This is a genomic window from Pedobacter folensis (assembly GCF_056490665.1).
The window spans coordinates 216,632-240,838 of sequence record NZ_JBWJIF010000002.1; the positions used below are offsets into that span (position 1 = coordinate 216,632).

General features: G+C 40.4%; 25 protein-coding genes and 1 riboswitch. Of the genes, 20 read left to right on the forward strand and 5 right to left on the reverse strand.

Annotated features, from left to right (window positions below; genetic code table 11):
* Nucleotides 1-2: 2 nt before the first annotated feature.
* A complete protein-coding gene (locus tag AC04QZ_RS09500; RefSeq protein WP_478357566.1) occupies nt 3-1,742 on the reverse strand; it encodes a M14 family metallopeptidase in 1,740 nt (579 codons plus the stop codon).
* A 30-nt stretch (nt 1,743-1,772) separates the two neighbouring features.
* Nucleotides 1,773-2,414, reverse strand: coding sequence for a hypothetical protein (locus tag AC04QZ_RS09505; protein ID WP_478357567.1), 642 nt, complete (start codon nt 2,412-2,414; stop codon nt 1,773-1,775).
* A gap of 149 nt (nt 2,415-2,563) precedes the next feature.
* Between AC04QZ_RS09505 and pepT the strand changes: the two genes are divergently transcribed.
* Nucleotides 2,564-3,817 carry a peptidase T gene (gene pepT, locus AC04QZ_RS09510; RefSeq protein ID WP_478357568.1) on the forward strand — a complete coding sequence of 418 codons (1,254 nt, stop codon included), beginning with the start codon at nt 2,564-2,566 and terminating at the stop codon, nt 3,815-3,817.
* A 72-nt stretch (nt 3,818-3,889) separates the two neighbouring features.
* On the opposite strand, the gene AC04QZ_RS09515 is transcribed toward pepT, so the two are convergent.
* Complete coding sequence (locus AC04QZ_RS09515) at nt 3,890-4,219, reverse strand: hypothetical protein (protein WP_478357569.1); 330 nt, start codon at nt 4,217-4,219, stop codon at nt 3,890-3,892.
* 154 nt (nt 4,220-4,373) lie between these two features.
* Here AC04QZ_RS09515 and AC04QZ_RS09520 point away from each other — a divergent pair, with 154 nt between their 5' ends.
* Nucleotides 4,374-5,240, forward strand: coding sequence for an aldose 1-epimerase family protein (locus tag AC04QZ_RS09520; protein ID WP_478357570.1), 867 nt, complete (start codon nt 4,374-4,376; stop codon nt 5,238-5,240).
* 112 nt (nt 5,241-5,352) lie between these two features.
* Nucleotides 5,353-5,784, forward strand: a complete 432-nt coding sequence (locus tag AC04QZ_RS09525; RefSeq protein WP_478357571.1) for a DoxX family membrane protein — start codon at nt 5,353-5,355, stop codon at nt 5,782-5,784.
* Between the two features lie 493 nt (nt 5,785-6,277).
* Here the strand turns inward: AC04QZ_RS09525 and AC04QZ_RS09530 are convergent, their stop codons facing one another.
* Nucleotides 6,278-7,579 carry a leucine-rich repeat-containing protein kinase family protein gene (locus AC04QZ_RS09530; protein ID WP_478357573.1) on the reverse strand — a complete coding sequence of 434 codons (1,302 nt, stop codon included), beginning with the start codon at nt 7,577-7,579 and terminating at the stop codon, nt 6,278-6,280.
* A gap of 468 nt (nt 7,580-8,047) precedes the next feature.
* A riboswitch (TPP riboswitch) is annotated at nt 8,048-8,136 on the forward strand.
* A 60-nt stretch (nt 8,137-8,196) separates the two neighbouring features.
* Between AC04QZ_RS09530 and thiS the strand changes: the two genes are divergently transcribed.
* From thiS to AC04QZ_RS09570, 8 genes are all read left to right on the forward strand, one after another.
* Nucleotides 8,197-8,400, forward strand: a complete 204-nt coding sequence (gene thiS, locus AC04QZ_RS09535) for a sulfur carrier protein ThiS (RefSeq protein ID WP_086548290.1) — start codon at nt 8,197-8,199, stop codon at nt 8,398-8,400.
* Between the two features lie 89 nt (nt 8,401-8,489).
* A complete protein-coding gene (gene thiC, locus AC04QZ_RS09540) occupies nt 8,490-10,373 on the forward strand; it encodes a phosphomethylpyrimidine synthase ThiC (protein ID WP_478357574.1) in 1,884 nt (627 codons plus the stop codon).
* Nucleotides 10,374-10,378: 5 nt separating this feature from the next.
* Nucleotides 10,379-10,993 (forward strand): thiamine phosphate synthase, encoded by a 615-nt coding sequence (locus tag AC04QZ_RS09545; RefSeq protein WP_478357575.1) that lies wholly within the window; start codon nt 10,379-10,381, stop codon nt 10,991-10,993.
* Nucleotides 10,990-11,628 carry a thiamine phosphate synthase gene (locus tag AC04QZ_RS09550; protein WP_478357576.1) on the forward strand — a complete coding sequence of 213 codons (639 nt, stop codon included), beginning with the start codon at nt 10,990-10,992 and terminating at the stop codon, nt 11,626-11,628. The genes AC04QZ_RS09545 and AC04QZ_RS09550 overlap by 4 nt, the downstream gene beginning before the upstream one ends.
* A gap of 10 nt (nt 11,629-11,638) precedes the next feature.
* Nucleotides 11,639-12,409: a thiazole synthase gene (locus tag AC04QZ_RS09555; RefSeq protein WP_478357577.1), complete on the forward strand. Its 771-nt coding sequence runs from the start codon at nt 11,639-11,641 to the stop codon at nt 12,407-12,409.
* Nucleotides 12,396-13,514, forward strand: coding sequence for a 2-iminoacetate synthase ThiH (gene thiH, locus AC04QZ_RS09560; RefSeq protein ID WP_478357578.1), 1,119 nt, complete (start codon nt 12,396-12,398; stop codon nt 13,512-13,514). The genes AC04QZ_RS09555 and thiH overlap by 14 nt, the downstream gene beginning before the upstream one ends.
* Nucleotides 13,511-14,572, forward strand: a complete 1,062-nt coding sequence (gene moeB, locus AC04QZ_RS09565) for a molybdopterin-synthase adenylyltransferase MoeB (protein ID WP_478357579.1) — start codon at nt 13,511-13,513, stop codon at nt 14,570-14,572. The genes thiH and moeB overlap by 4 nt, the downstream gene beginning before the upstream one ends.
* Nucleotides 14,573-14,838: 266 nt before the next feature.
* A complete protein-coding gene (locus AC04QZ_RS09570) occupies nt 14,839-15,390 on the forward strand; it encodes a hypothetical protein (RefSeq protein WP_478357580.1) in 552 nt (183 codons plus the stop codon).
* 91 nt (nt 15,391-15,481) lie between these two features.
* Here AC04QZ_RS09570 and AC04QZ_RS09575 read toward each other — a convergent pair whose 3' ends face one another.
* The gene (locus tag AC04QZ_RS09575) at nt 15,482-16,504 is read right to left on the reverse strand and encodes a hypothetical protein (protein WP_478357581.1); all 1,023 of its coding nucleotides are present in this window, start codon (nt 16,502-16,504) and stop codon (nt 15,482-15,484) included.
* A gap of 366 nt (nt 16,505-16,870) precedes the next feature.
* Between AC04QZ_RS09575 and AC04QZ_RS09580 the strand changes: the two genes are divergently transcribed.
* The 9 genes from AC04QZ_RS09580 (at nt 16,871) to AC04QZ_RS09620 (ending at nt 24,202) form a co-directional block, all read left to right on the forward strand.
* Nucleotides 16,871-17,068, forward strand: a complete 198-nt coding sequence (locus tag AC04QZ_RS09580; protein WP_478357582.1) for a hypothetical protein — start codon at nt 16,871-16,873, stop codon at nt 17,066-17,068.
* A 142-nt stretch (nt 17,069-17,210) separates the two neighbouring features.
* Nucleotides 17,211-18,881 carry a tetratricopeptide repeat-containing sensor histidine kinase gene (locus AC04QZ_RS09585; protein ID WP_478357583.1) on the forward strand — a complete coding sequence of 557 codons (1,671 nt, stop codon included), beginning with the start codon at nt 17,211-17,213 and terminating at the stop codon, nt 18,879-18,881.
* An 11-nt stretch (nt 18,882-18,892) separates the two neighbouring features.
* A complete protein-coding gene (locus tag AC04QZ_RS09590; RefSeq protein WP_478357584.1) occupies nt 18,893-19,558 on the forward strand; it encodes a DNA-binding response regulator in 666 nt (221 codons plus the stop codon).
* 266 nt (nt 19,559-19,824) lie between these two features.
* Nucleotides 19,825-20,157, forward strand: a complete 333-nt coding sequence (locus tag AC04QZ_RS09595) for a YegP family protein (protein ID WP_478357585.1) — start codon at nt 19,825-19,827, stop codon at nt 20,155-20,157.
* A gap of 11 nt (nt 20,158-20,168) precedes the next feature.
* On the forward strand, nt 20,169-21,236 hold the full coding sequence (locus AC04QZ_RS09600) for a type I restriction endonuclease (protein ID WP_478357586.1): 1,068 nt from the start codon (nt 20,169-20,171) through the stop codon (nt 21,234-21,236).
* 253 nt (nt 21,237-21,489) lie between these two features.
* Nucleotides 21,490-21,825, forward strand: a complete 336-nt coding sequence (locus AC04QZ_RS09605) for a hypothetical protein (RefSeq protein ID WP_478357587.1) — start codon at nt 21,490-21,492, stop codon at nt 21,823-21,825.
* Between the two features lie 184 nt (nt 21,826-22,009).
* Nucleotides 22,010-22,216: a hypothetical protein gene (locus tag AC04QZ_RS09610; RefSeq protein ID WP_478357588.1), complete on the forward strand. Its 207-nt coding sequence runs from the start codon at nt 22,010-22,012 to the stop codon at nt 22,214-22,216.
* A 229-nt stretch (nt 22,217-22,445) separates the two neighbouring features.
* Nucleotides 22,446-23,054, forward strand: a complete 609-nt coding sequence (locus AC04QZ_RS09615) for a PH domain-containing protein (RefSeq protein WP_478357589.1) — start codon at nt 22,446-22,448, stop codon at nt 23,052-23,054.
* 122 nt (nt 23,055-23,176) lie between these two features.
* A complete protein-coding gene (locus AC04QZ_RS09620; RefSeq protein WP_478357590.1) occupies nt 23,177-24,202 on the forward strand; it encodes a hypothetical protein in 1,026 nt (341 codons plus the stop codon).
* Nucleotides 24,203-24,207 lie beyond the last annotated feature (5 nt).

Genomic DNA, 24,207 nt, shown 5'->3' on the forward strand with positions numbered 1-24,207 from the left:
GGTTATTTTAAATCAAGTTTTACGTCTGTTAGCAAACGGGCTACCGGATATCTATTGTGCGTTTTTTCGTAATAATCAGAATTTTTATACACAAAATCAAGTTGTGCAGCCGCATTCTTCGCAAATTCGGTGTCTGAAGCTTTTTTCGCCTCCAGTTTACTTTTTAATTCTGGATTATTTTTCAATAGTGCAGTTGCCGTGTCTTCAAAAACATAAGCTGAGTAGTGCTCTTTCATATCCAGAATAGAATCGAAAAAGTTCCAGTTGAAATAAGAATCAGTAGCCTGTGGTTCTAATGTTTCTACAATATACCGGTTAACTGGCTGATCAACATAAACAACAAAATCACCGGTATAATATTGCAGGTTTTGCTTAACCGGATTTACCTTTACACCCGAGTGCAGATAATGCCCTTCATATGGACGGGTTCCGGTTTTAAAATCGCCGATATAATAACTTTCTACTGCAATTTTCTGATCGGCCTTAAGTTCCCTGAGTTTAACATTATTCAGTTTAAGCAGGGCAATTACGCGATCCCAGGCTTTTGGAATGATGTAAGCAACCGGCTTCTGAACAGACAATGCAGGTTCGAATTTATTCCATTCTTTAATCGTTTTGGTGTAAGGCTTACTGCGATCGTAGTATAAACGGTCGGCGCCACTTACGGTACTGGTTTTTTGGCCAGCCTCAAAGCCTTTAAAAGTCAAGTCGTTTACCTCGGTTTTATTGAGTTGCCATTCTAAAGGAAATTCCTTTTGTGCAGCCACAAATGCATCGGCCTTTCGTTTATTCGCGCCAATAATCCTGGCATCACGTTCTACAAGCTGAATGTAGGTTTGCAAAAGTTTATAAGTTGCATCCACACGCAAATCGTACGATTTTAACATATGCGTTTCTGGCATAAAACCTATGGTATTGTGCAGCGTGGTATACCCGGTAGAGTAACGTGGGGGATCTATAAACCCACTGATTCCGCTCTCTGGCGTTTCGCCTATCGAGTTTACATATGGAATCATCGGGTACCCCATTTTCTCCATTCCGGTATATAAATCAGGTACCAATGTTTTAGTTAAATAATCAGCAAGGATCGGGTTGAGTTTATCTTTTTGTGTAGGGATAAGCGTCATTACATATTGATAATCGGCACCGTTACTGGTATGCGTATCTACAAATATTTCGGGCTGCCAGGTATTAAATAGCTGTTGAAATGCCGCCGAATTTTTCGAATCGGTTTTAATGAAATCACGGTTGAGATCGAGGTTTTTGCTATTGCCCCTAAAACCATAAGCAACCGGGCCGTTCTGGTTAGCCCTTGATGTTCCGCTACGGTTAAAACTGCCATCTATATTGTAGAGGGGGATAATGCAGATGACCACATCTTTTGGTAGTTTACCCGCTTTAAGCAGATCGCGGGCCAGCATCATCGAGGCATCTACACCTTCAGGCTCGCCCGGGTGAATGCCGTTGTTGATTAATAAAATCCTTTTATTATGCTTCCTAATCTCCGAAGGGTCAAAAACCCGGTCTCGCGATAAAACCAAAACATGCAAAGGTTTACCAAAATCTGTATTTCCATAGCTCAACAATTTGGCCTCCGGATAGGTTTTAGCCAGGTTTTCGTAATAGGTTATGGCAGCAGTGTAGGTAGTGGTTTCAATTTTTCCACTTAATTCGAAAGGCGTTTTTTGTGCCGCAGCTTTTAACCGGATGGATAGCAAACAAAACACAAAGAATTTTTTCATGCCTTAAATCTAAGAAATGAAATGCGCTTATTAAAGGGTTTTACGATAAGATTTAATCCTGCCCAACATGTACTTAAAGCCTATGGTATAAGCGTTATAAACATCAGGAGAGTAGTTTTTAAATTTGATACTCGGATCGTTATAACCATCTAAACCTTCGCCGAAAGTAAAGTTCGATTGCGCATTGATATTGATCACATACCGCATATAACCATAACCATCATTAATGTAATAGTTAAAACCGAAATTTAAGGGTACCAGGAGGTTCAGGCTTTTGTCTTTACCCGGAAAAGGACCATAACCTGGATTAGAGGCAGCCCAGCTTGGTTTATATCTTACGATGTCGGTAATGTTATTGTTAACAGCCCCTATACCCAAACCCACATACAAACCCCTGATGTTGTATAAAAATTCGCTTTTATCGTAGTTCGCCACTTCGCCAAGCATCAGTTTGATATTGGCGGTAATGGCGGTATATTTATTTACAAACTGGCGGTTGTGCGGGTCGGTTTCGATATCTCCGCCTTGAACCATGCCATATTGCCCTTCTAAACCTAAGGTTACAAACGGCGTGATATGATAATCAAAAACGCCATAAGCTGTGTATCCATAACTTCCTTTGTATACGTCGGTATAAGATTTGTTTATTCCTCCGCCAAAACCGTACGACATTTTAAAATAGTTGGACTGGGCAAAAGAAAAACTTCCTATAAAAACAAGCAGAAGGGTTATGTAAGTAGCTCTCAGCAAATTAAAAATCATATCGTTTTTTTACAAAAATAATATGTTTATCGAATATCTATAACTTTTACCTTTGAATTATGAGCACATACACCAACTTTAACAAATCTCTCGAGCAGCGGTTTATAAAATATACGAAGATTGATACCCAATCTGATCCAAATTCTCCTACTTGTCCATCAACCCTGAAACAAAAGAATTTAGGCAAAGAATTGGTTCAGGAATTATTAGAAATTGGCATTTCTGATGCCGAAATGGACGATAACGGCTACGTGTATGGTACGATCCCTTCAAATACAAGCAAGCAGATACCGGTAATTTTCTTCTGTTCGCATATGGATACCTCGCCTGATTGTAGCGGCGAAAATGTTAAACCGATTATTCATGACAATTATCAAGGACAGGACTTAATTCTGCCTGACGATAATAATATTGTAATCAAACTCGCGGAACATAAAGACCTAAAACATCAGATTGGCAATGATATTATCACAGCAAGCGGAACAACTTTATTGGGTGCCGATAATAAAGCAGGATTAGCAGAAATTATGGAAGCGGCTGCCTTTTTAATGAAAAATCCTGAGGTAAAACACGGCACCATAAAACTTCTTTTTACCCCGGATGAAGAAATAGGCCGCGGTGTAGACAAAGCTGATTTAAAAAAATTAGGCGCCGATTTTGGTTATACCATAGACGGCGAAACACTGGGCTCTATTGAAGATGAAACTTTTTCCGCCGATGGCGCTACCCTTAAAATTTATGGCGTAAGTACACACCCGGGCTTTGCAAAAGGAAAAATGGAAAGTGCCATTAAAATCCTTGCTGAAATTTTAGATGCGCTGCCAAAAGATACACTCACACCAGAAGCCACACACCAAAAAGAAGGATTTATCCATTCGGTAAGCATGCACGGGCAGGTAGAAGAGGCCGAAGCACAGTTTATCATCAGAGATTTTACCGATGAAAAACTCGCCGCGCATGGACAGTTCCTGGAAGAAACCGTAAAAAAGGTGATGGCGAACTATCCGAAATCTACTTACAAGTTTGATATTAAAACACAGTACCGCAACATGAAACAGGTTTTAGATCAGCATCCTAAAATTGTACAATACGGAATTGAAGCCATTGAAAGAGCTGGAGTAGTAGCCAAACAACAAAGTATCCGTGGCGGAACCGACGGCTCGCGACTTTCGTACATGGGTTTACCTTGCCCTAATATTTTTGCCGGAGAACATGCCTTTCATAGCAAACAAGAATGGGTAAGCGTACAGGATATGGAAAAAGCCGTTCAAACCATTATTAATATTGCCTGTATCTGGGAAGAGAAGGGGTAAGTCCTGAGTCCTTAGTCTAGAGTCCAAAGTCTTGAGTCCTTATCATTCGATGATTAGACTCAGGACTAAAGACTAATAAGCAGCCTGCCCAATATCCAGCCGTGCTATTTTTCCTTCCTTGTTCAGCTGAAACTTAAAATAGGTTTTAAAATCGCCCCATTGGTCGGAGTGGAAATCGCCATAGACCTCCATTCCGTTGTTTTCGACTTTATCTATTTTGGTAAAACGCTCATGTCCGAGTGCTTTTTTAAAGAAATTATTAAATTTCATCTGGTTCCCGTCGTCGAAAAAGGCAACATCAGTCGCAAATAAAGGAAACCATGTTTTTTCATCACCTTTTTGCAAAGCGGTAATAGCGGCCTTTACTTTTGCATTTGATAATTTTGTTAAATCTATCGCCATAGGTTTCTGATTTTGTTTTTGAGCGAAAGTAAATGCGCGGGTAATAAAATAAACAGTGCATTAAGCTTTTTCATGAGCTTAAGCTTTAAGCAGTGATCAAAATTAATAAAAAAGATATTTTTAAAGTACATCTTTTTGTTACTTTTAGCTTGTAATGATAACTCTCGAGAACGACTATATAAAAGTTAGCCTGGCGGCTAAAGGCGCAGAACTTCAAGGCTTATTTAGTAAAGAAACCAGGCTGGAATATTTATGGAATGCTAATCCTAAATATTGGGCAAAATACAGTCCGGTTTTATTTCCTATTGTTGGCTCATTAAAAAACAACCACTTTACTTACCAGGGTAAAAGTTACGAGCTGCCACGCCATGGTTTTGCCCGCGATCATGTTTTTAATTTCGAAAAAATAAGTGAAACTGAAGCCATCTTTACATTAAGCCAAAACGAAGATACCTTAAAAGTATATCCTTTTTATTTCGAGCTGAAACTGCGGTATCGGTTAATAGACAGAAAGCTGAACTTAACCTACGAGGTAAAAAATACAGGTACTGCCGAGCTTTTATTCTCCATTGGTGCACATCCGGCATTTGCAGTACCCAATACACCCAATACTGTTTACGAAGATTATTACCTGGCCTTTAATGCCGACGAGAAACTAACTTTCTGGAAACTCGAAGATGGCTTAGTGGCCGATGAAACGGAGCTCATTGAACTAGGTGGCCACAGGTTAAACCTTAAGCACGACTTGTTTTATAATGATGCACTGGTTTTTAAAACCCTGCAGAGCAATTGCATTAGTTTGCTCAACACTAAAAACGATTATGGCCTGCATTTTCATTTCGAAGAATTTCCTTTCTTCGGTATATGGGCCGCCACCGATGCGCCTTTTGTTTGTTTAGAACCCTGGTGCGGAGTGGCCGATGGCGTTCACCACGATCAGGAATTAACACACAAAGAGGGTATGATAAAACTTGATGCCGGCGAAAACTGGTCGCGGTTCTGGGAAGTAGAGTGTTTTTAGGTGGATTAGTGGCTTAAGAAAAAATAGCGAAACAAGCTTCATTTCTTAATCTAGTTTAAGAAAATTGTGCGCCGCAGGTATTAATTTGCCGTTTAAATAATTATCCAGCAAAATGAAAAACAGCGCACATTTCCCTCAATTATTTCTTCGCCTCGCTTTGGGTATTGGTTTTATACTTCCTGTTATGGACCGCTTTGGCTGGCTGGGCGCACCAGGCTCGCCAACTGTTGGCTGGGGCAATTGGTCTGCCTTTTTAGATTACACCAACTCCTTAATGCCCTTTTTAGCAAGGCCTGCAGCCAATGTAATGGCTATTCTGGCCACAGCCGGCGAGTTAATTTTTGCGGTATTGCTTATCGTGGGCTACAAAATTAAGCTGGCCGCTATCGGTAGTTTTTTGCTCACACTAGCCTTTGCCCTCTCTATGCTCATCTTTGCCAATTACAGGGCTCCGTTTAACTATTCTGTTTTCGTAGTAAGCGCCTCCAGCCTGTTACTGGCCACACTGCCTACTTATAAATGGAGTATAGAAGCAGGTAAATAATTATCCACATTAAAATTTTGTTATCGCCTTGTAGTGAAAACCACTACCCAGAAAGGGGTATTTTTACCTTTTAATTTGATGTTAACATGTTGATAACTATATTTATCATGTTAAAATTAAATCAACGGGACGATTTAGATTAAAACGCGAAGCCTTTCAGCAATGAAAGGCTTTTTTTTGCAAAAAAAACACGTCCCTAAAGAGGACGTGTTCATTCAAATCTAAAATTATTTTGGGACGATTGAGAATTAATCCAAATAAAGTGTTTAATACCCTGATACAAATATGAAAAAGATAAAGGATTTATTTCCGTTCAGTTTTATTCATCTGTAAAGGAGCCGCTTACCTAAAAAGCCGCTATAGAATGAATAAAACATTTTAGTATGTTTAAAATCATTCTTTTTCACATAAATGATCTGTGTTATGGCAACAAATAAGCCTGAACAAAAGAAATGCTGTTAATTTCCCAACGAAATTAAGACCCAAACTCAGGTTAAATATCAGCCAATGCCTCAACCAAATCCTGAAAACCAGGTCTGTCTATTGGCGATGGAGCTAAACAGGCATCCCGTAACGCACTCAACGTATTGACACAGGTGCTGCTTACCGCTTCATTTTTTAAAGAAAGTAAATCATCCAGCAGGTAACCATAAGCACTCACTTCTATGCGCTCCAACGCATGGGCCAATGTAACATCAGTCTGATCGTAAAAACTTGCGGCACCGAAATCACCGAACAAGGTACTGCCTTCATCATCAATCAAAGTATTGTGTGCATATAAATCGCCATGCATAATTCCCGCCTCGTGTAATTGCGCAGCCAACGAGGCGATGGTTTTGGCAATACCCAACAATTGTTTTTCTGACAACTGCATACCTGCCGGAAAAACATCCCTGGTACAGCTTGCCAAACTTGGTGGATTGCCCAGATTATAAAAATGATGCGGAATGAGGTCCATCACCAGTCCTTTTTTATCTTCCGGATGCAGGGCAATCTGTCCGATTAAATTAACCAAACCAGGATGATACCCGGCAGCAATATAGGCTGTCATCTCATCTTCCGGCAAACCATCACTGGTTACATTGCCCTTAAATATTTTAACGGCCACCTCCTGCGTTTCATCACCAATAGTCCTGTTTGCTTTCGAAATAACACCCGAAGCACCTTCACCCAATAAATGGTTAATCTCCAAATCGTGCCAGTTAACTAGCGAGAGCGCTTCCACAGCTGGTGTTTTACTAAAGTTGTTTCCGGAAAAAGCAATCCATGATAGTTTAGGCATGGCGGCTATCCATTGTGGCAGTGCATGCAGTTTATTAGCGGCTATACGCAATAACGATAAATTTTGGCAGTGGCTTAATTCTTCTGGCAAGGCAGTTAAAAGATTACCCGACAACATTAGCTTTTGCATACGCGTACACAGCCCGATCTCTTTTGGTAATTCCGCAATATTATTATTCGTTAAAATCAGCCAGCGAAGATTGGGATTGAGCGATTTTGATGGCACCGTTTTAATCTGGTTAGATTTAAAACCCACAATATCCAGCAAAGGGCAATCGGCAAGTACCTCAGGCATCACCGTAAAAAGATTTTCAGAACAGAAGAAAATCTTCAGTTTCTTTAAACGTCCAAAATCGGCCGGCAGCGTACTTAGCTTGTTAAAAGAAAGATCGAGTACCTCAAGTGTATCAGCCAGATCGAATATTTCTTCAGGGAAAGAACGAAGATCTTCTGAAAGTTTTAACGATACCGCTCCTTTAAGTTTTCCGCTTTGTAATGCTAACAGGCTTTGCATGTATTCTGGTTTAAGGTACGAAGATAGGGAGTTTAGTTTGGAGTGAAGAGTCTTTGATGATGGAAAATGTAAGATGAATTATGGAATTCTTAGTCCGAAGTCGGGAGTCCAGAGTCAGGAGTCAATAAACGTCTTGTCATCCCACGCATGCCCAATAACCTTTAATTGAACCATATAAGGCATAGAGGGGGCATATAAGCTCAGGGTTCTTACATTTTCTTACATTCCTTATATGGTTAAAACTTCATCTTTTACGCCTAGCGCTGCGATATTTGGCTCTCTCTGTGTTCTTTGCGGTTAAAAACATGAGGCATATAAGCTCAAGGCCTTATATTTCTTACATTCTTATATGTAATGAACTGAACTTTAAGCACATCGAATGTATGCTTCTATATTAGACTAAACCTCATATAGATTTTATCTATATAAATTTTTATTTGCAATAGAAATTTAATCCTATATATTTACAAAAAACTTTAGGGGTGCCTACGTGCTGAGAAATACCCTTTGAACCTGATGCAGTTAGTACTGCCGAAGGGAAAAGTGAAAGCAATACCATTGCTGTCTTTTCGACCCCGTTACGGGGCAATCTCTATAGTTTTTCCAATTTTTTTAATATGGAAGTAACTATAAACAATCAAAACCATCTCCTTAACGAAGCCTGTTCCATCGCACAGATGCTTGCTCTGGTGCTCTTTTCAGAAACCAATGGCCTTGCCATAGCCGTAAACCAAACCATCATTTCCAAATCTGATTGGGACAGGTATCTGCTAAATCCAGGCGACCAGGTCATCATCATTAAAGCCACGCAGGGCGGATAATGTTGAATGAGAGCAGGAGTGAATGAGCATTTCACAATCCATTCAATCATTCCTTCATTCAATTACTCAATAATCGAACCTACCCATATATGAAACAAGAAAAAACCCCAACTCAAGAAGTCATCAGCCGGAGTCCTTTCCCGGCCTCACGTAAGATATTTGTACCCGGAAAAATCCACAATATACAAGTGGCCATGCGCGAGATCAGTTTAACCGAAACCAAAATCCACAATGGCTTTGGTTTAACCGAACCTAATCCGCCTGTAACCGTTTACGATACCAGCGGACCTTATACCGATCCTAATGCGGTTATTGATGTGAAAAAAGGCTTGCCACGCATCAGGGAGCAATGGATTAAAGACAGGCTGGATGTAGAAGAACTTGCTGAACTATCTTCTGCCTACGGACAACAGCGTCTGGCCGATGAAAAACTTGATGCCTTACGCTTTAATTTCATCAACAAACCCTATAAAGCACAGGCTGGCGCCAATGTATCGCAAATGCATTATGCCAGAAAAGGAATCATTACGGCCGAAATGGAATATATCGCCATCAGGGAAAACCAACAGATTGAACTGCTTAATGCACAACTAGGCGAACAGCACGAGGTAATGAACCACCAGCACCAGGGCAATAGCTTCGGTGCAAATACCCCGAAAGGTTACATCACACCCGAATTCGTAAGGGCAGAGGTAGCCGCTGGCCGTGCCGTAATTCCCTGCAACATCAACCACCCCGAGCTTGAGCCGATGATTATTGGCCGAAACTTTCTGGTGAAAATTAATGCCAATATTGGCAATTCAGCTGTTACCTCAACCATCGAAGAAGAAGTAGAAAAAGCCGTGTGGGCCTGCCGCTGGGGAGCCGATACCATTATGGATCTATCAACCGGAAAGAATATCCACGAAACCCGCGAATGGATTATCCGCAATTCACCTGTGCCTATTGGTACTGTCCCGATTTATCAGGCTTTGGAAAAAGTAAACGGAAAAGCCGAAGACCTGACCTGGGAAATCTTCCGCGATACTTTAATTGAGCAGGCCGAACAAGGTGTAGATTATTTTACCATCCATGCCGGTGTACTGCTCCGTTATGTGCCTTTAACCGCTAAAAGGATTACCGGTATTGTGTCACGGGGCGGATCAATTATGGCCAAATGGTGCCTGGCTCATCACAAAGAAAATTTCCTGTATACCCATTTTGAGGAGATCTGCGAAATCATGAAAGCATACGATGTCGCCTTTTCATTAGGTGATGGCTTAAGGCCTGGCTGTATTGCCGATGCCAATGATGCCGCGCAGTTTTCGGAGCTCGAAACCCTTGGCGAACTCACCAAAATCGCCTGGAAACATGATGTACAAACGATTATAGAAGGGCCCGGGCATGTACCCATGCACCTGATTAAGGCCAATATGGAAAAACAGCTCGAACATTGCGGCGAAGCGCCTTTTTACACTTTAGGTCCGCTTACGATTGATATTGCACCCGGTTACGACCACATTACCTCGGCCATTGGCGCTGCCATGATCGGCTGGTTTGGCACAGCGATGCTCTGTTACGTAACCCCGAAAGAACACTTAGGCCTGCCCAACAAAAAGGATGTTAAAGATGGCGTAATTACCTATAAAATTGCTGCCCATGCGGCCGATTTAGCTAAAGGTCACCCGGGTGCGCAATACCGCGATAATGCTTTAAGTAAGGCACGGTTCGAGTTTAGATGGGAAGATCAGTTTAACCTCTCCCTCGATCCGGATACCGCAAAGGAGTTTCATGATGAAACCTTACCTGCAGAAGGTGCCAAGATTGCACACTTTTGTTCGATGTGCGGTCCGAATTTCTGTTCCATGAAAATTACGCAGGATGTGCGCGAATATGCGGCAAAACAAGGCGTAGCAGCAGAAGAGGCTTTGGCGCAGGGTATGCAGGAAAAATCGAAAGAGTTTACCCAAAAAGGAAGCGAAATTTATTCTTAAGCCAAATGGAACTGATTGTAATTGCTAGGCCAAGCCTTTTTAAGGAAGAATGTCATCTTGTAAACCAGCTTTTCGAAGCCGGTTTACAGGTGTTCCATTTGCGTAAGGAAAATGCCAGTGAAGCTGACTACAGGAGAATTATCGAAGGGATTTTACCCGAATATCATCCCCGTATTGCTTTACACCATTTCCATACATTGGCCAGCGATTATAACATGAAAAGAATTCACCATACCGAAAGTTTCAGAAAAAGCAGCCGAGGTGAAGCATTACCTAAAAATAAGGTATTCAGCACTTCCATCCACCAGTTATCAGACTTCGATCAAATCGCGTCATACCATTACAGCTTTTTTGGTCCGGTGTTCAACAGCCTTTCCAAACCTGGTTATAAAGGAATTATCCCTCCGGGTTTTCAGTTGAAGAAGACTGATACCCAGCTAAAAATAATCGCCCTTGGTGGCATTGGTTTAAACCAGATTGATCAGATAAAAGACATGAATTTCGATGGCCTGGCCCTATTGGGCTGTATCTGGAACGATCCGGCACAAGCCTTAACCAATTTTAAAAAAGCACAGCGCCAATGCCTGGCGCCCCCACAAAAACCTTTAAAAACATCATGATCATTCAACCCTTACAATATATTTCGCAGGCACCCCGAACCGGCAACCACTTAGATGCCATTGAAGCCGTACTTCAGGCTGGCGGAAAATGGATTCAGCTCCGCATTAAAAACCAGGCCGAAAGCGAAATACTGCCTTTTGCAAAAGCAGCGCAGGCTTTATGCGAAAAATATGGCGCCAAACTCATCGTAAACGATTTTCCACACCTCGCTAAAGCTGTAGGCAGTTATGGCGTACACCTGGGTTTACAGGATATGCCCATTGCCGAAGCCCGGAAAATCATCAGCCCGACACAAATTATTGGTGGTACAGCCAATACCTTCGAACACATTTTACAACGGGTGGCCGAAGGTGCCGATTACATAGGCCTTGGCCCTTTCCGTTTTACCAGAACCAAAGAAAACCTGAGCCCCATCGTAGGGCTGGAAGGTTACCATAAATTAATGGAAAAAGTAAGAAAGGCCGGTATCAGCACGCCGATTATTGCTATAGGCGGTATCGAAGCCGAAGATATTCCTGCCATACTCGAAACCGGTATTTATGGTGTTGCGGTATCGGCAGCACTCACCAACCAAATCCAAACTTCGGCGGTATTAGCCGAAATTAACAGCAAATTCACCGTGCATTCGCTTTAAAACAACAGCTATGTTAACAATTGCAAATCAAACCTTTAGCTCACGCCTCTTTACCGGAACAGGAAAATTTAGTTCGGCCAGGGAAATGGAAAGCGCATTAATTGCTTCGGCCTCCGAACTGGTTACCGTTGCCCTTAAACGTGTCGATTTAAAAGGCAAGGACGACGACATCCTGCAGCACCTTAAACATCCACATATTAATTTATTGCCCAATACTTCAGGTGTTCGTAATGCCAAAGAAGCTGTTTTTGCTGCGCAGCTGGCACGCGAAGCCCTGGAAACCAACTGGATTAAGTTAGAAATCCACCCCGATCCCAAATACCTGATGCCCGACCCGATTGAAACACTTAAGGCAACAGAAGAACTGGTTAAACTCGGATTTGTGGTGTTGCCTTATATCCATGCCGACCCGGTTTTATGTAAGCGTTTAGAAGATGTAGGTACCGCAGCGGTAATGCCTTTAGGTTCTCCCATCGGCAGTAATAAAGGATTAAGAACCATCGATTTTTTAGAAATTATTATCAGCCAGAGCAGGGTTCCGGTCATTATTGATGCCGGTATAGGTGCACCATCTGACGCGGCTAAAGCCATGGAAATTGGTGCTGATGCCGTTTTGGTGAATACCGCAATTGCCATCGCCAAAAACCCAACTGATATGGCCACTGCCTTTAAACTGGCTGTAGAAGCTGGCAGAATGGCCTTCGAATCTAAACTGGGTAGCCAGCAACATTACGCTGCAGCCAGCAGTCCACTAACCGCATTTCTTGATGAACAGTTTTAACGAGGTATTCGAATCCTATAGCTGGGATGATACCAAAGCCAGCATTTACGATAAAACAGCGGCTGATGTAGAAAGGGCACTCAACAGTAGCCAACGCAGCCTCGAAGATTTTAAGGCATTGATTTCGCCTGCGGCTTTGCCTTATCTCGAGGATATGGCGCAGATAAGCCAGCGCTTAACCTTAGATCGTTTTGGCCGGGTAATCCAGATGTATATTCCACTTTACCTATCCAACGAGTGCAACAACATATGTACCTATTGTGGTTTCAGTTACGATAATAAAGTGCGGCGGCGCACCCTTAACCCGATGGAAATTATGCAGGAAGTGGCCGTGATTAAAGGCATGGGTTACGACCATGTTTTACTCGTTACCGGCGAAGCCAACCAAAGTGTGCATACCGATTATTTTAAAAAAGTATTAGACCTGATCAGTCCACATTTTGCCCATATATCGATGGAGGTACAGCCTTTAGATGTAGCAGATTACGAAACGCTTATTCCGCATGGTTTAAATACGGTACTCGTTTACCAGGAAACCTATCATCAGGACGATTACCGCAAACATCACCCTAAAGGCAAAAAAGCTAACTTTTTATACAGATTAGAAACCCCTGACCGTTTAGGGCAGGCCGGTATCCATAAAATGGGACTTGGTGTTTTAATCGGACTGGAAGACTGGCGAACAGATTCATTTTTTACGGCCCTGCATCTATCTTACCTCGAAAAACAGTATTGGCAAAGTAAATTCAGCATCTCGTTCCCCAGGTTACGTCCCTTTAGCGGTGGTTTAGAACCTAAAGTGGTGATGAACGATAAAGAGTTGGTGCAGCTAATTTGTGCCTACCGTTTATTTAACAGCGAAGTAGAATTATCCATCTCTACCCGCGAAACCATGGCTTTCCGGAACCAGGTGATTAAGCTGGGTATTACCGCCATCAGTGCGGGTTCTAAAACCAATCCCGGTGGTTACCAGGTAGAACCACAATCCTTAGAACAGTTCGAAATATCTGACGAGCGCTCTGCACAAGAAATTGCCGCCATGATCAGAAAACAGGGTTACGAACCGATCTGGAAAGATTGGGACAGGATTTTAATGAGCAAATGATGTTAATAAAAGAAGAACTGAGCCGTTACAACCGGCAAATGATCTTGCCTGAACTGGGTTTGGCGGGACAGGAAAAGCTAAAGGCCGCTAAGGTACTCGTCATTGGTGCAGGTGGTCTGGGCTGCCCCATTTTGCAATACCTGGCCGCAGCCGGAGTGGGCGAAATCGGCATTATCGATGATGATGTAGTGGAACTGAGCAATCTGCACCGGCAAATCCTATATAACCATACCGACATTGGTCAGCCGAAGGCACAGGTAGCGGCCGGGAAACTGGCCATGCTTAATCCACATATTTGCCTTAAAGCTTATCAGGAACGTTTTATAATAGCACATGCCGGCAAGATCTGTCAGGATTACGATCTGGTAATCGATTGTTCTGATAACTTTAGTACCCGCTACCTCGTAAACGATACCTGTGTGGCTTTAGGCAAAACACTCTTGTTCGGCTCTATTTTACAATTTGAAGGGCAGGTCGCTGTATTTAACCACCAGGGCAGTGCCAACTATAGGGACCTCTATCCGGCACCACCCACTGAAAACCTGAACTGTGTAGAAGGGGGGGTAATTGGTATTTTACCCGGCATAGTGGGTTTGTACATGGCCAACGAAGCCCTGAAATTAATTTGTGGTATTGGCGAAACCCTTTCCGGCAAACTCATGACCATCAATGCGCTGAACAATACCGTACTGGTATTTAAAATTGCAGCCGAAAAATCAGCTGATCCCGCAAAACCAACCGCTGCAAAAAACGATAAAGTCCTACAAGAAATCAATAAAACCACCTTAAATAACTGGCTGGAAACCCATGCTGATGATGTTTTTTTAATTGATGTACGCGAAAGTTACGAACACGAAGAGGACAATATTGGAGGCATCAACCTTCCGCTGTACGAACTAACGGATTCGCTTGCCGCGATCCCAAAGAACAAAAAAGTAGTGTGTTACTGCCAAACCGGGCAAAGAAGCAAAATGGCCGTGCAGTTATTGGCCGGGCTTTACCAGGGAGAAGTGTATAGCTTGAAGGGTGGGCTTTTTGGGTTTGGGTTAACTGCTTAATTGTTTAAATCGGTTAACTGTATGTAGGCCAAGGCCTGACCAATTCCATCATCCATCATCCATTTTTTAACCACAAAGTACGCAGAGAGAAGGTACAAAGCCGGGCGTATTTTTTTTATAAAAAGATCGTCATCTCGACCGAAGCAACGCGGAGTGCCTGCCAGTACAGGCAGGGAGAGATTTTGGACTGCTGATTCCCGACTCAAAAATCGGCTCAATCTTTGCTCCTCCCCAAAATAAATTTCATCAGGAAACCCATTTAGATCATGAACAAATTACCAGCCCTATCCCCAAAACCACTAGCTACTATTTTAATCCTGTTTACCCTTTTCTGCTCCGCCTGTTCCGAAACACCAGAACGTTTTTTCGATATTGCCATTCTCAATACCAACATGATCAACGATTTTGCCAGCGCCGACCTGGCCCGCCATATTAACGACGAAACCAAAGAATATCCCGATATCCCATCCAGTAAAAAGAAAGGCAACGAAGCCACCACCACCATCAATAATAAAATTTTATACCTGGAGCAATCGCTCGAAAAGGTAAAAAAGCTCTCCGCTTCCGGCGATGAAGAAAAAGAAATTAAAGCCCTTTCGCAGCAATTATACGAACTGGTTATCCCCGTTTACAAAAATGAATACCTGGCTTACGCCAAACTCTGCGACAGCAAAGGCAGCCAAAGTGCCAAAGATGAAATCATCAACAGCATCGACCAGAAATATGGCGCCCGCTTTGAACAAAACTTTAACGCCTTAATGGAAAAGGGCAAAGCTTATGCCCAACAAAACAACATCCAGGTAAACTGGGGACAATAAAATAAGAAATGGTTTAACCCAGGTGTTATCCATTTGGGTTAAACCTTTAATAGCCGCTACATATCCCATATCGGGCAATAATAAGTTAAACTTATTGTTGGGCTAATTGGCCTTCTGAAAAATCGTTAATACGATCATCAGAATTTTGAACGGGTATGCTAACTTTTCTCTTCATCCTACTTACCCCATAACCACAAAGGCTTACAAAAATAGTGGCATATAAGAACCATGTTAAACGTGTAAGTATATACCTATGATTAGAAGTGTACTTGGCTAAGATTATGTTTGAAAGTGGCTTAAGTATTCTTTGTGTATCCATTGGATATGCACCACTATCGGTAAAAAACTCATGATTACTTCCATAACCTTTATACCAAACCTTGCCCAAGGAGTATTTCGTTAACGTATCAGGCAAAGTAATTTTCCTTTGCTGTTGTAACTTTTTAGCGTTTAATGGAATGATGGTGACCCCAGGCTCTTGTTCCCCATTTTTTACGGGTTCGTAATGATCGCCATCCCAATACATGTGTTTCTCACCTGCCTTAGGCATTCTTACAGCTGTAGCCATACGCTCCCAGACTATAAAAGAAATGCTAGTGATAAAGAGTAAGAGAATGCAAAAAATGACAATATAGTTGTAAGGGATTAGTCTTGCTGTATAATGATAAGGCTTAGTGTCTGTCGTTTTACCTCTACCGTTTTTTTTAATTACCTCCCTTTTCTTCGCTGCCTCATTAAAAACATGTTGTTTTTCTTCATCACTAAGTTCCTGCCATTCTTCATTAGGAGGAAAATCTATTAACCAGGCAAAAAGCTTAACAAGTTTATCATCTCTAATATTTCTTCCTTCTTTAGTTAAAAAACTTATTAAAGGTCTAAATCTATCTAAGTCAAACCTTTCAATGCTCCGCATTTGATCCTCACCTACATCTGCAGGACCAAACACAGATCTCATCAAATCTTTATCTTTTTGTGCATTATTTTGTTGAAACATCTCGATGCAGGCAGCCCTTAATCTTTCTCGTCTAAGAGGGGCCAAATTATCAGGAAGCCGATGATTTTCTTTCTTTATCCGGTAGAATTTTAACAGGTCTTTTTTATACTCCTCAAACATTTTCTTTAAAAATTTAGCGTAAAAATAAGGCGGAATAAGTGGAATATTTACGGTTTTCCGGAATTACAGCGGAAACTTTGGAAACATCGGAATGTATTGATAACTAATCTTTTGACTCACCCCATATTTGTATCGTTGATCGGCACAGGCGGCGATTCATTATCAAAGCTAAATTAAAAAACTGATTAATAAAAGAGCAGAAATCGCGGTAGTTACTAGCCGGCCTGGGAAGCAGTTATTGGCTCCCGCGACAGACACTCCATACTTCCCAAAAATTTCAGAAGGCCTTCTGATACAATCGTAGCAACCCCCGCGATAGGATTCGCGGGGACCTACAAATTTATCAACCCTTTAATTTTTGACAAGATGTTTTTACCTCTTTTTATTGCCATATTACTTGGCCTGGCAACGCCTACAAATACAAATAACAATTGTAATCCGAATAGCGGTACAACCGTAACCACTAATGATGATCCTGGAACACCAGATCTTGGTGGCGATGGTGAAGCAGGTGGAGATACCGGTGGCGAAACCGGACAAAATCCACCGCCAAAAATCGGTTAATGTATAAAGTAAGGCGGTACATCCGCCTTGCTTTTTTTAGTTTTAAAACAATTATAATTCCAAATGAGAAGCTTAGTTTATCCTAATCTTAATAAACAATCAATATTGTTTATTTTTTTAACTTAGGGGAAAACTAAAAATCGTGAAACGCCTCTCCATCTTATTATTACCGCTGGGACTTTTATTTTCCTGTTCCAAGCCTCAACTAAAAGAGAAAATCAAAAAAGAGAATCCGCTATATGATAAGGCATTCGAGTATCGGGAACTTGGAAGAATTGACAGCGCTTTTAGCTATTTCAATCAAGCTAAAGATTTATTCTTATCCCAACGCGATAGTTTAGGCGCAGCAAAGTGCTTAGTAAATATGGGGATCATCTCCACTGATAAAGGAGATAATTTTGGTGGACAGGAAATTTCTTTGAATGCACTTAAATATCTTGATAAAACTGATAAAACCCAGTATCCATTCATCCATTCCAATTACAATAATCTTGGCATAGCGACTTTTAAATTGGCCGATTACCAGAATGCTTTAAAATTTTACGATCTAGCCATTGCCTTTTCTGAAAACACTACAGATGTAAATTTATACTTAAATAACAAGGCTAAGGTTTATCAAGACACCAAAAATTATCAGGCTAGCTTAAAAATTTACAATCAAATTCTATCCCAAAACAGCAAAAACCAAAAAGAATATGCCAGGGCACTATCTAACTTAGCTAAAACCAAATGGCTAATCAATCCTAACTATAATGCCGAAGCTGAATTTTTAAATGCATTAAAAATCAGGGAACAAGAAAAAGATCTATGGGGATTAAATGCCAGCTATGCACATCTTGCTGATTATTATATCACTAAAAATCCCGGGCTTGCAATAGATTATGCCAAAAAAATGTATCGTGTAGCCACACAGATTAGCAGCCCAGTAGATCGGCTACAGGCTTTGCAGAAACTCATTAAGTTAAGTTCGCCAATAGCAACTAAACAGTATTTCGAAATCTATCAGAAATTAGCAGATAGTTTGCAAACAGCCCGTAATGCTGCAAAAAATCAGTTTGCATTAATTAGATATGAAACTGAAAAAAGTAAGGCAGATTTGCTAAAATCACAGACAGATAATACACAGAAACAAAATAACATCTTAAGATTATATATTATCCTGATTGTATTAGCTGCATTTTTAATCTTTGGTTATTTCCTATACCAAAAACGGAAAAAAAGACTTCAACAGGAAAAAGAAATAGAAGTTAAAAAAACGGAACTCAAGTATGTAAAAAAAATTCACGACCGCGTAGCCAACAGGGTATACCAGGTCATGTCGGAGGTGGAAAATACCACCGAAATAGACAAAAACGACCTGGCCGACAAACTTGATGTGATCTATAAAATATCGAGGGATCTATCTTACGACAATAAAGATACCCATAATGAAGAAAGCTTTTCGATTGAACTATCGAAAATGTTATACGCTTATGCCTCGGCTAAAACGAATATTGAGCTTGAAGGCAGTGGCGAAAAACTTTGGGAAGCGGTTAAAGATGATACTAAAGCTGAAGTATTTTGCATTTTGCAAGAACTGATGACCAATATGAAAAAGCATAGTGGCGCAGACACCGTTACTATAAGTTTTAAGCGGGAAAATGATCGTATAACGGTTTTATATATAGATAATGGAAAAGGAATGGAGATTTTAATCCCTAAAAATGGATGGAAGAATACGGAAACCCGTATAGAAAGTATTTCGGGCCATATTACTTTTGATACCAGGCCTGATGAAGGGCTTCATATTGAATTTTCATTTCCAACCTTTTAAAAATATTAAATATGTTCAAAAACGTACTCATCGCCGAAGATCATGAAATTGTTAGTAAATCGCTCCGTAGTGCACTTACAGATCTTGGCATTACCATAACCGACAAAGATTATGTGTTTTATTGTGATGATGCATTTACACGTGTACAAAAAGCACTTCGTGATGGTAACCCTTACGAACTGATTATTACCGATCTTTCTTTTGACGAAGACTATCCGAAACAACAGCTATCAGGAGGCAGGGAACTGATCAAAGCCTTAAAAGAAATACAACCAGATTTAAAAGTGCTGGTATTTTCTATAGAAAATAGGGCTTTAATTGCCAATACACTATTTAAAGAATTAAATATCGATGCTTATGTACCTAAAGCCCGCCATGATGCAAAAGACCTTAAACTGGCTTTAGAAAGCATTTATAAAAATAAGAAATACCATTCGCCCAACCTGAGGCAAAAAGAAGAATACCTGCACGATTTTACACCCTATGATAAAACAATTGTTTCGCTCATCTTAGACGGAAAAACCCAGAAAGAAATGTCGGGCATTCTGAAACAAAAAAACATGGAACCGTCTGGCTTGAGCAGTATCGAAAAACGGATCAATTACATCAAAACCGCGCTGAATATTTCAAATAATGGCCAGCTGATTGCTTACTGCATTGCAAATAAGGTAATTTAATTAAAAGACTGGTTCTAGCCTATACTCAGGAATCGGTTAATTTCGTTTAATTCCACATGATTGTCATCCTGAGCGTAGTTGAAGGATCTTTTCCTTTAGCAATGGATTCAACTGTTTTTAATAATTGCTGTATGCTTTATGGTTACGAGGATTTTGTGTGCCCTGATTAACGATGAACTAACGTCCAATTAAATGAAGCCGGCTACGGTTTCCCGTAAGGATAAGAAACAAGCCCGTTATACTTTTGAGTAGCTAAAAAAATAACGATGGGAAAATTTATCATTACCAAAAGAACAAACGGTCAATACCAGTTTAATCTCGAAGCCGCAAACGGAAAGGTTATCCTCACCAGCGAAGGCTACACCACAAAAGCAGGCTGTAACAAGGGTCTCGAATCGGTGAAAACCAATTCGCCAACCGATGCCAGGTACGACAGGAAAGAGGCCAAAAACGGAGCATACTATTTTAATTTGAAAGCTGCGAATGGCGAAATTATCGGTACTAGCCAAATGTATACGACCACGGATGCCAGAGATAACGGAATTGAATCTGTTAAAGTAAATGCACCTCATGCAACAGTTGTAGATGAAACCATTTAATGTAAAAACTTATGGATCTTAAACTAAAGTTAACACAACTTCATCAGCGGGTAGTCGGATTAAAAGATCAGATCAATACCGAAGAGGCTACAAAAAATGCATTTGTAATGCCTTTTATTCAAATTCTCGGTTACGATATATTTAACCCTACAGAGGTGATTCCCGAGCACATTTGCGATATCGGCACCAAAAAAGGCGAAAAGGTAGATTATGTCATCCGTAGAAACAACGAACCGATACTCATTTTCGAATGTAAACATTGGAAAGAAAGTGCTGATGCGCATAACTCTCAGTTACACCGCTACTACCATGTGTCGAAAGCTCGTTTTGGCGTACTCACCAATGGTACCGTTTACAACTTTTACGCCGATTTGGAAAAGCCAAATATTATGGACGAGAAACCTTTCTTAACCATCGATATTGAAGACCTGAAAGATAATGCAATTAAAATCCTCGAAAGTTTTACCAAAAACGAATACAATTTAGAAAACATCCTCGATTCGGCCGAGGGTTTAAAATACATTAAAGCCATCAGAAAGGAATTTGAAAAAGAAATCGACAGCCCTTCCGACGAAATGGTGAAACTATTAGTGAACCGTTTTTTTGATAAGCCCTTAACGGCAAACCGGATGATTGCGTTTAAAGAATATACCAAAAAAGCCCTGACCATTTCCATCAACGAATCCATCAGCGATCGCTTAAAATCGGCTTTGAACATCAACGAGAAAATCGAGGAAAAAGGAGAGGGTAAAGTGATACCTATTAATGAAGATCCTGATGTTTCTAAAATCCTAACCACCGAGGAGGAGTTAGAAGCCTTCCAGATTGTGAAGGCCATTTTACGCGAGAAAATTCCGTCTGCCAGGATCGCTGCACGCGATACCCAATCTTATTTTGGCGTACTGCTGGATGACAATAACCGTAAACCAATTTGCAGATTCCATTTTAATACCGTTAACAAGTACATCGAAACCTTCGAGAAAGGGAAAGATGCCGGAGAGAAAAAACAATTGTTCAACCTGGATGAGCTTTACGATTACCGAAACCAGCTGCATCAAACCTTAGCCCTTTATAATTAACCTTTCAATACTCAAAAAATGCAGAGGTTGCTTCATCGTCTGGTGTTGGTAGCAGGCAGGGCAACCGCTCATTTTTTATTCTTCTACCAGCCCAAGTGCTCCTTTGTTACCCGGAGTGAGCTCATCCTGAGGGTAGTGAAGAGATCTTTAAATTATTGCTTAAATAATCAGATCCACTTCCAAATTCATTAACTGCATAAGGCATTAGGGTTACCCGTAAGGAATCCATTTTTGGCCTGAATACCTTAGTGGCATGAAACAGCTAGTTACATTGCTATTATTAACATTTTTAATGAGTAAGGCTCAGGCGCAAAAACAGAAAGTGATCACCTATCAGTTAATGGAACCTGGTTTTAACACCAAGGTAATTAAAGGAACCATTAGCGAAGTATACACCACCAAACGTTACGGCAAAACTTTCTGGTGGGTAGTAATTGGCACCGATACCATTATCCACGTATGGCGCAGGCACCTCGATACCGCAACCATGAAACCTGGTATAAACCGCGCCTTCTATTCCATTAAACGCCTCGACAATAGCTGGTGGAAAAAAGAAAAATCCGAAGATTATGTGAAGCCGAAGGAATAATTCATTTCTTAAAAATCCATATAAACGATTGTCGATTTTGAGTAGGGCTATACATCTCGCGAGGTCGTCATTTCGACCGCAGTGGAGAAATCTCATAAAAAGAACCTTATAAATTTTGCTTTACGGTTTTCCTTTAGGAAAATATTTCTTGTCGCTATAGGTTTATAGTCTAAAATAATTTAAGATGAAAAAGTATTATGTAAACAAAAATGCCCAAAGTAACGGCGATCATGAAGTTCATGATGAAAACTGTATTTACTTACCGTCTAGTGATAACAGAAAGTATTTGGGTGAATTTTCTTCATGTAAAGGCGCGGTAACAGAAGCGAAAAAAACTTACAGCAAATCAAACGGTTGCAGAACATGTTCTATAGACTGCCACACAACGTAAAACTGATATGGCTTTTAAGTGCTTAAAAATTAAAGGATTGTTTCATGTTCGTTTAAGAAGATGAGGCAATCCTTCTTTGGTGTTTATATTCTCCGTAAAAACATATAATCAACTGTAAATCAAGTCATAACTTTTCTTAAATACTTTTTCTTTTTACGGTTTCCCGTAAGGTATAGGGCTGCGGCTTGTATACTTTTGATATGAAATTATACATAACCCGAAACAAAAGATGATGATCAATGATTTAAAAAAGTTCTTAAATGAAGAACAAGATCCTAAAGCAGTAGAAAAGATTTTAGAGCGCATTAATAGCCTGCTTACTTCTAACGAACAGGTAGAATACATTGCAGTACAAAAGAAACCAGCTATAAATTTCTCTCCAGACTGTATTGCCTTAACGAGTAGGCGAATAATCTTCTGTAAACCAAAAAACTTTGGCTTGTCGATGGATTTTCAAGATTATAGTTGGAAAGATGTTGCAGATTGCCACATGAAAGAGGGGATATTAGGTGCTACATTTACAATGAGGACTGTAAGGAATTCTAATAACATGATGGATTATCTGCCAAAAAATCAAGCCCGAAAACTCTATCAGTATGCTCAGGAGAAAGAGGAAGAAATGCGGGAATATAGAAGGCACAAAGAACTGGAAGATAAAAGAGCTGCCGCAGGTGGTGGCATTGTTGTAAATAACACTCCGGTTGCACCAAATGAAAACATTGTTCAGCAAGAGGATCCTTTTGCCGTTCTGCAAAAATTAAAATCCTTGTTAGAAAACGGAATTCTTTCCCAGGAAGAATTTGATGGCAAGAAAAATGAAATTCTATCACGTGTATAAATGGCTTCCATTAATGAATTTACAATTACGGTTTCCCGTAAAATAAACATTGAAAGCCTATATAGATTTGCACATAACATATTAACAAAATATGTTTTCAAAACCAAACAAGCATAACTAAAATGTATAAAAAATCTATTACCGCAACCGACCTGTTTTTGGCAATACTCGCCATAATGTTAATTAGTGTGAGTTTCTACCAAACCTGGATTGGACTGGAGCAAATATTTGGCCCAGCCTCATTTGTAATTGCATTGGTGCTCTCGTTGTTACTTCTCTTTTTGTGTTGGATGTTAAGGGCTGCAAAGATGGAAGGGCGCTCAACTACAAGCTTAATTTGGATCTACATATTTATAGCTTCATTTTGCTTCATCTCTAATTTCAATGCGCTTTACACAAGATTCATGCGCACAGATATCTACACAGAAGAATTAAGAGATATAAATGAGAAGTTTAATAATCTTGAAACTGACGTACAATCAAAATTAAGTTATAAATACAACAAAGCTACTTCGCAAAATATAGAAATAAAAAAGAAGCAACTTATGCAGCAAATCAAGGATCCCGGAAATAAAGGTCTTGGTAGTAGGGCACTCGGGCTGATTAGAGATATTGAAAAAATGAGTGGACAAAAGATTGATATATTAAAATCAGTTGGTAGGGACTACGAGGATCTGGCCGAGAGAATGGGTGCACAGATTGATAATATGATTACTGATCTTTCGCAGGATGAAAGAGATCTAAAGGCTGACATTAATAATTCTGTATTAAAATGGAATAAAAAGATTCAGGATTTCTTGCTTTTATCCAAAAAAGACAAAGATGCCATGGCGCAGGGCTTAATAGATGAATCACTAACAGAATACAATAAGCTGGGTAACAGAGCACACTCCGTATTAGGGGAAGAGAAATATAAGTTTGAACCTGTATTTTCTAAAACGCAAGATGTTGGGAAAATCGGATATGCATTCGATCACGCCATTAAAAATTTTGGGATGTATCAGTTTGTTGTTTTAGCGGGATGCGTTTTATTAGATTTTGTAATCGTGATCATCATCATGTTGGTAACAAATCCCGATCAAAAACAGGGTAGTAGAAGTGTCTTTAACAATAAAAGGAGTGGAAGAACTTTGATACCGAACAATTAAAAATT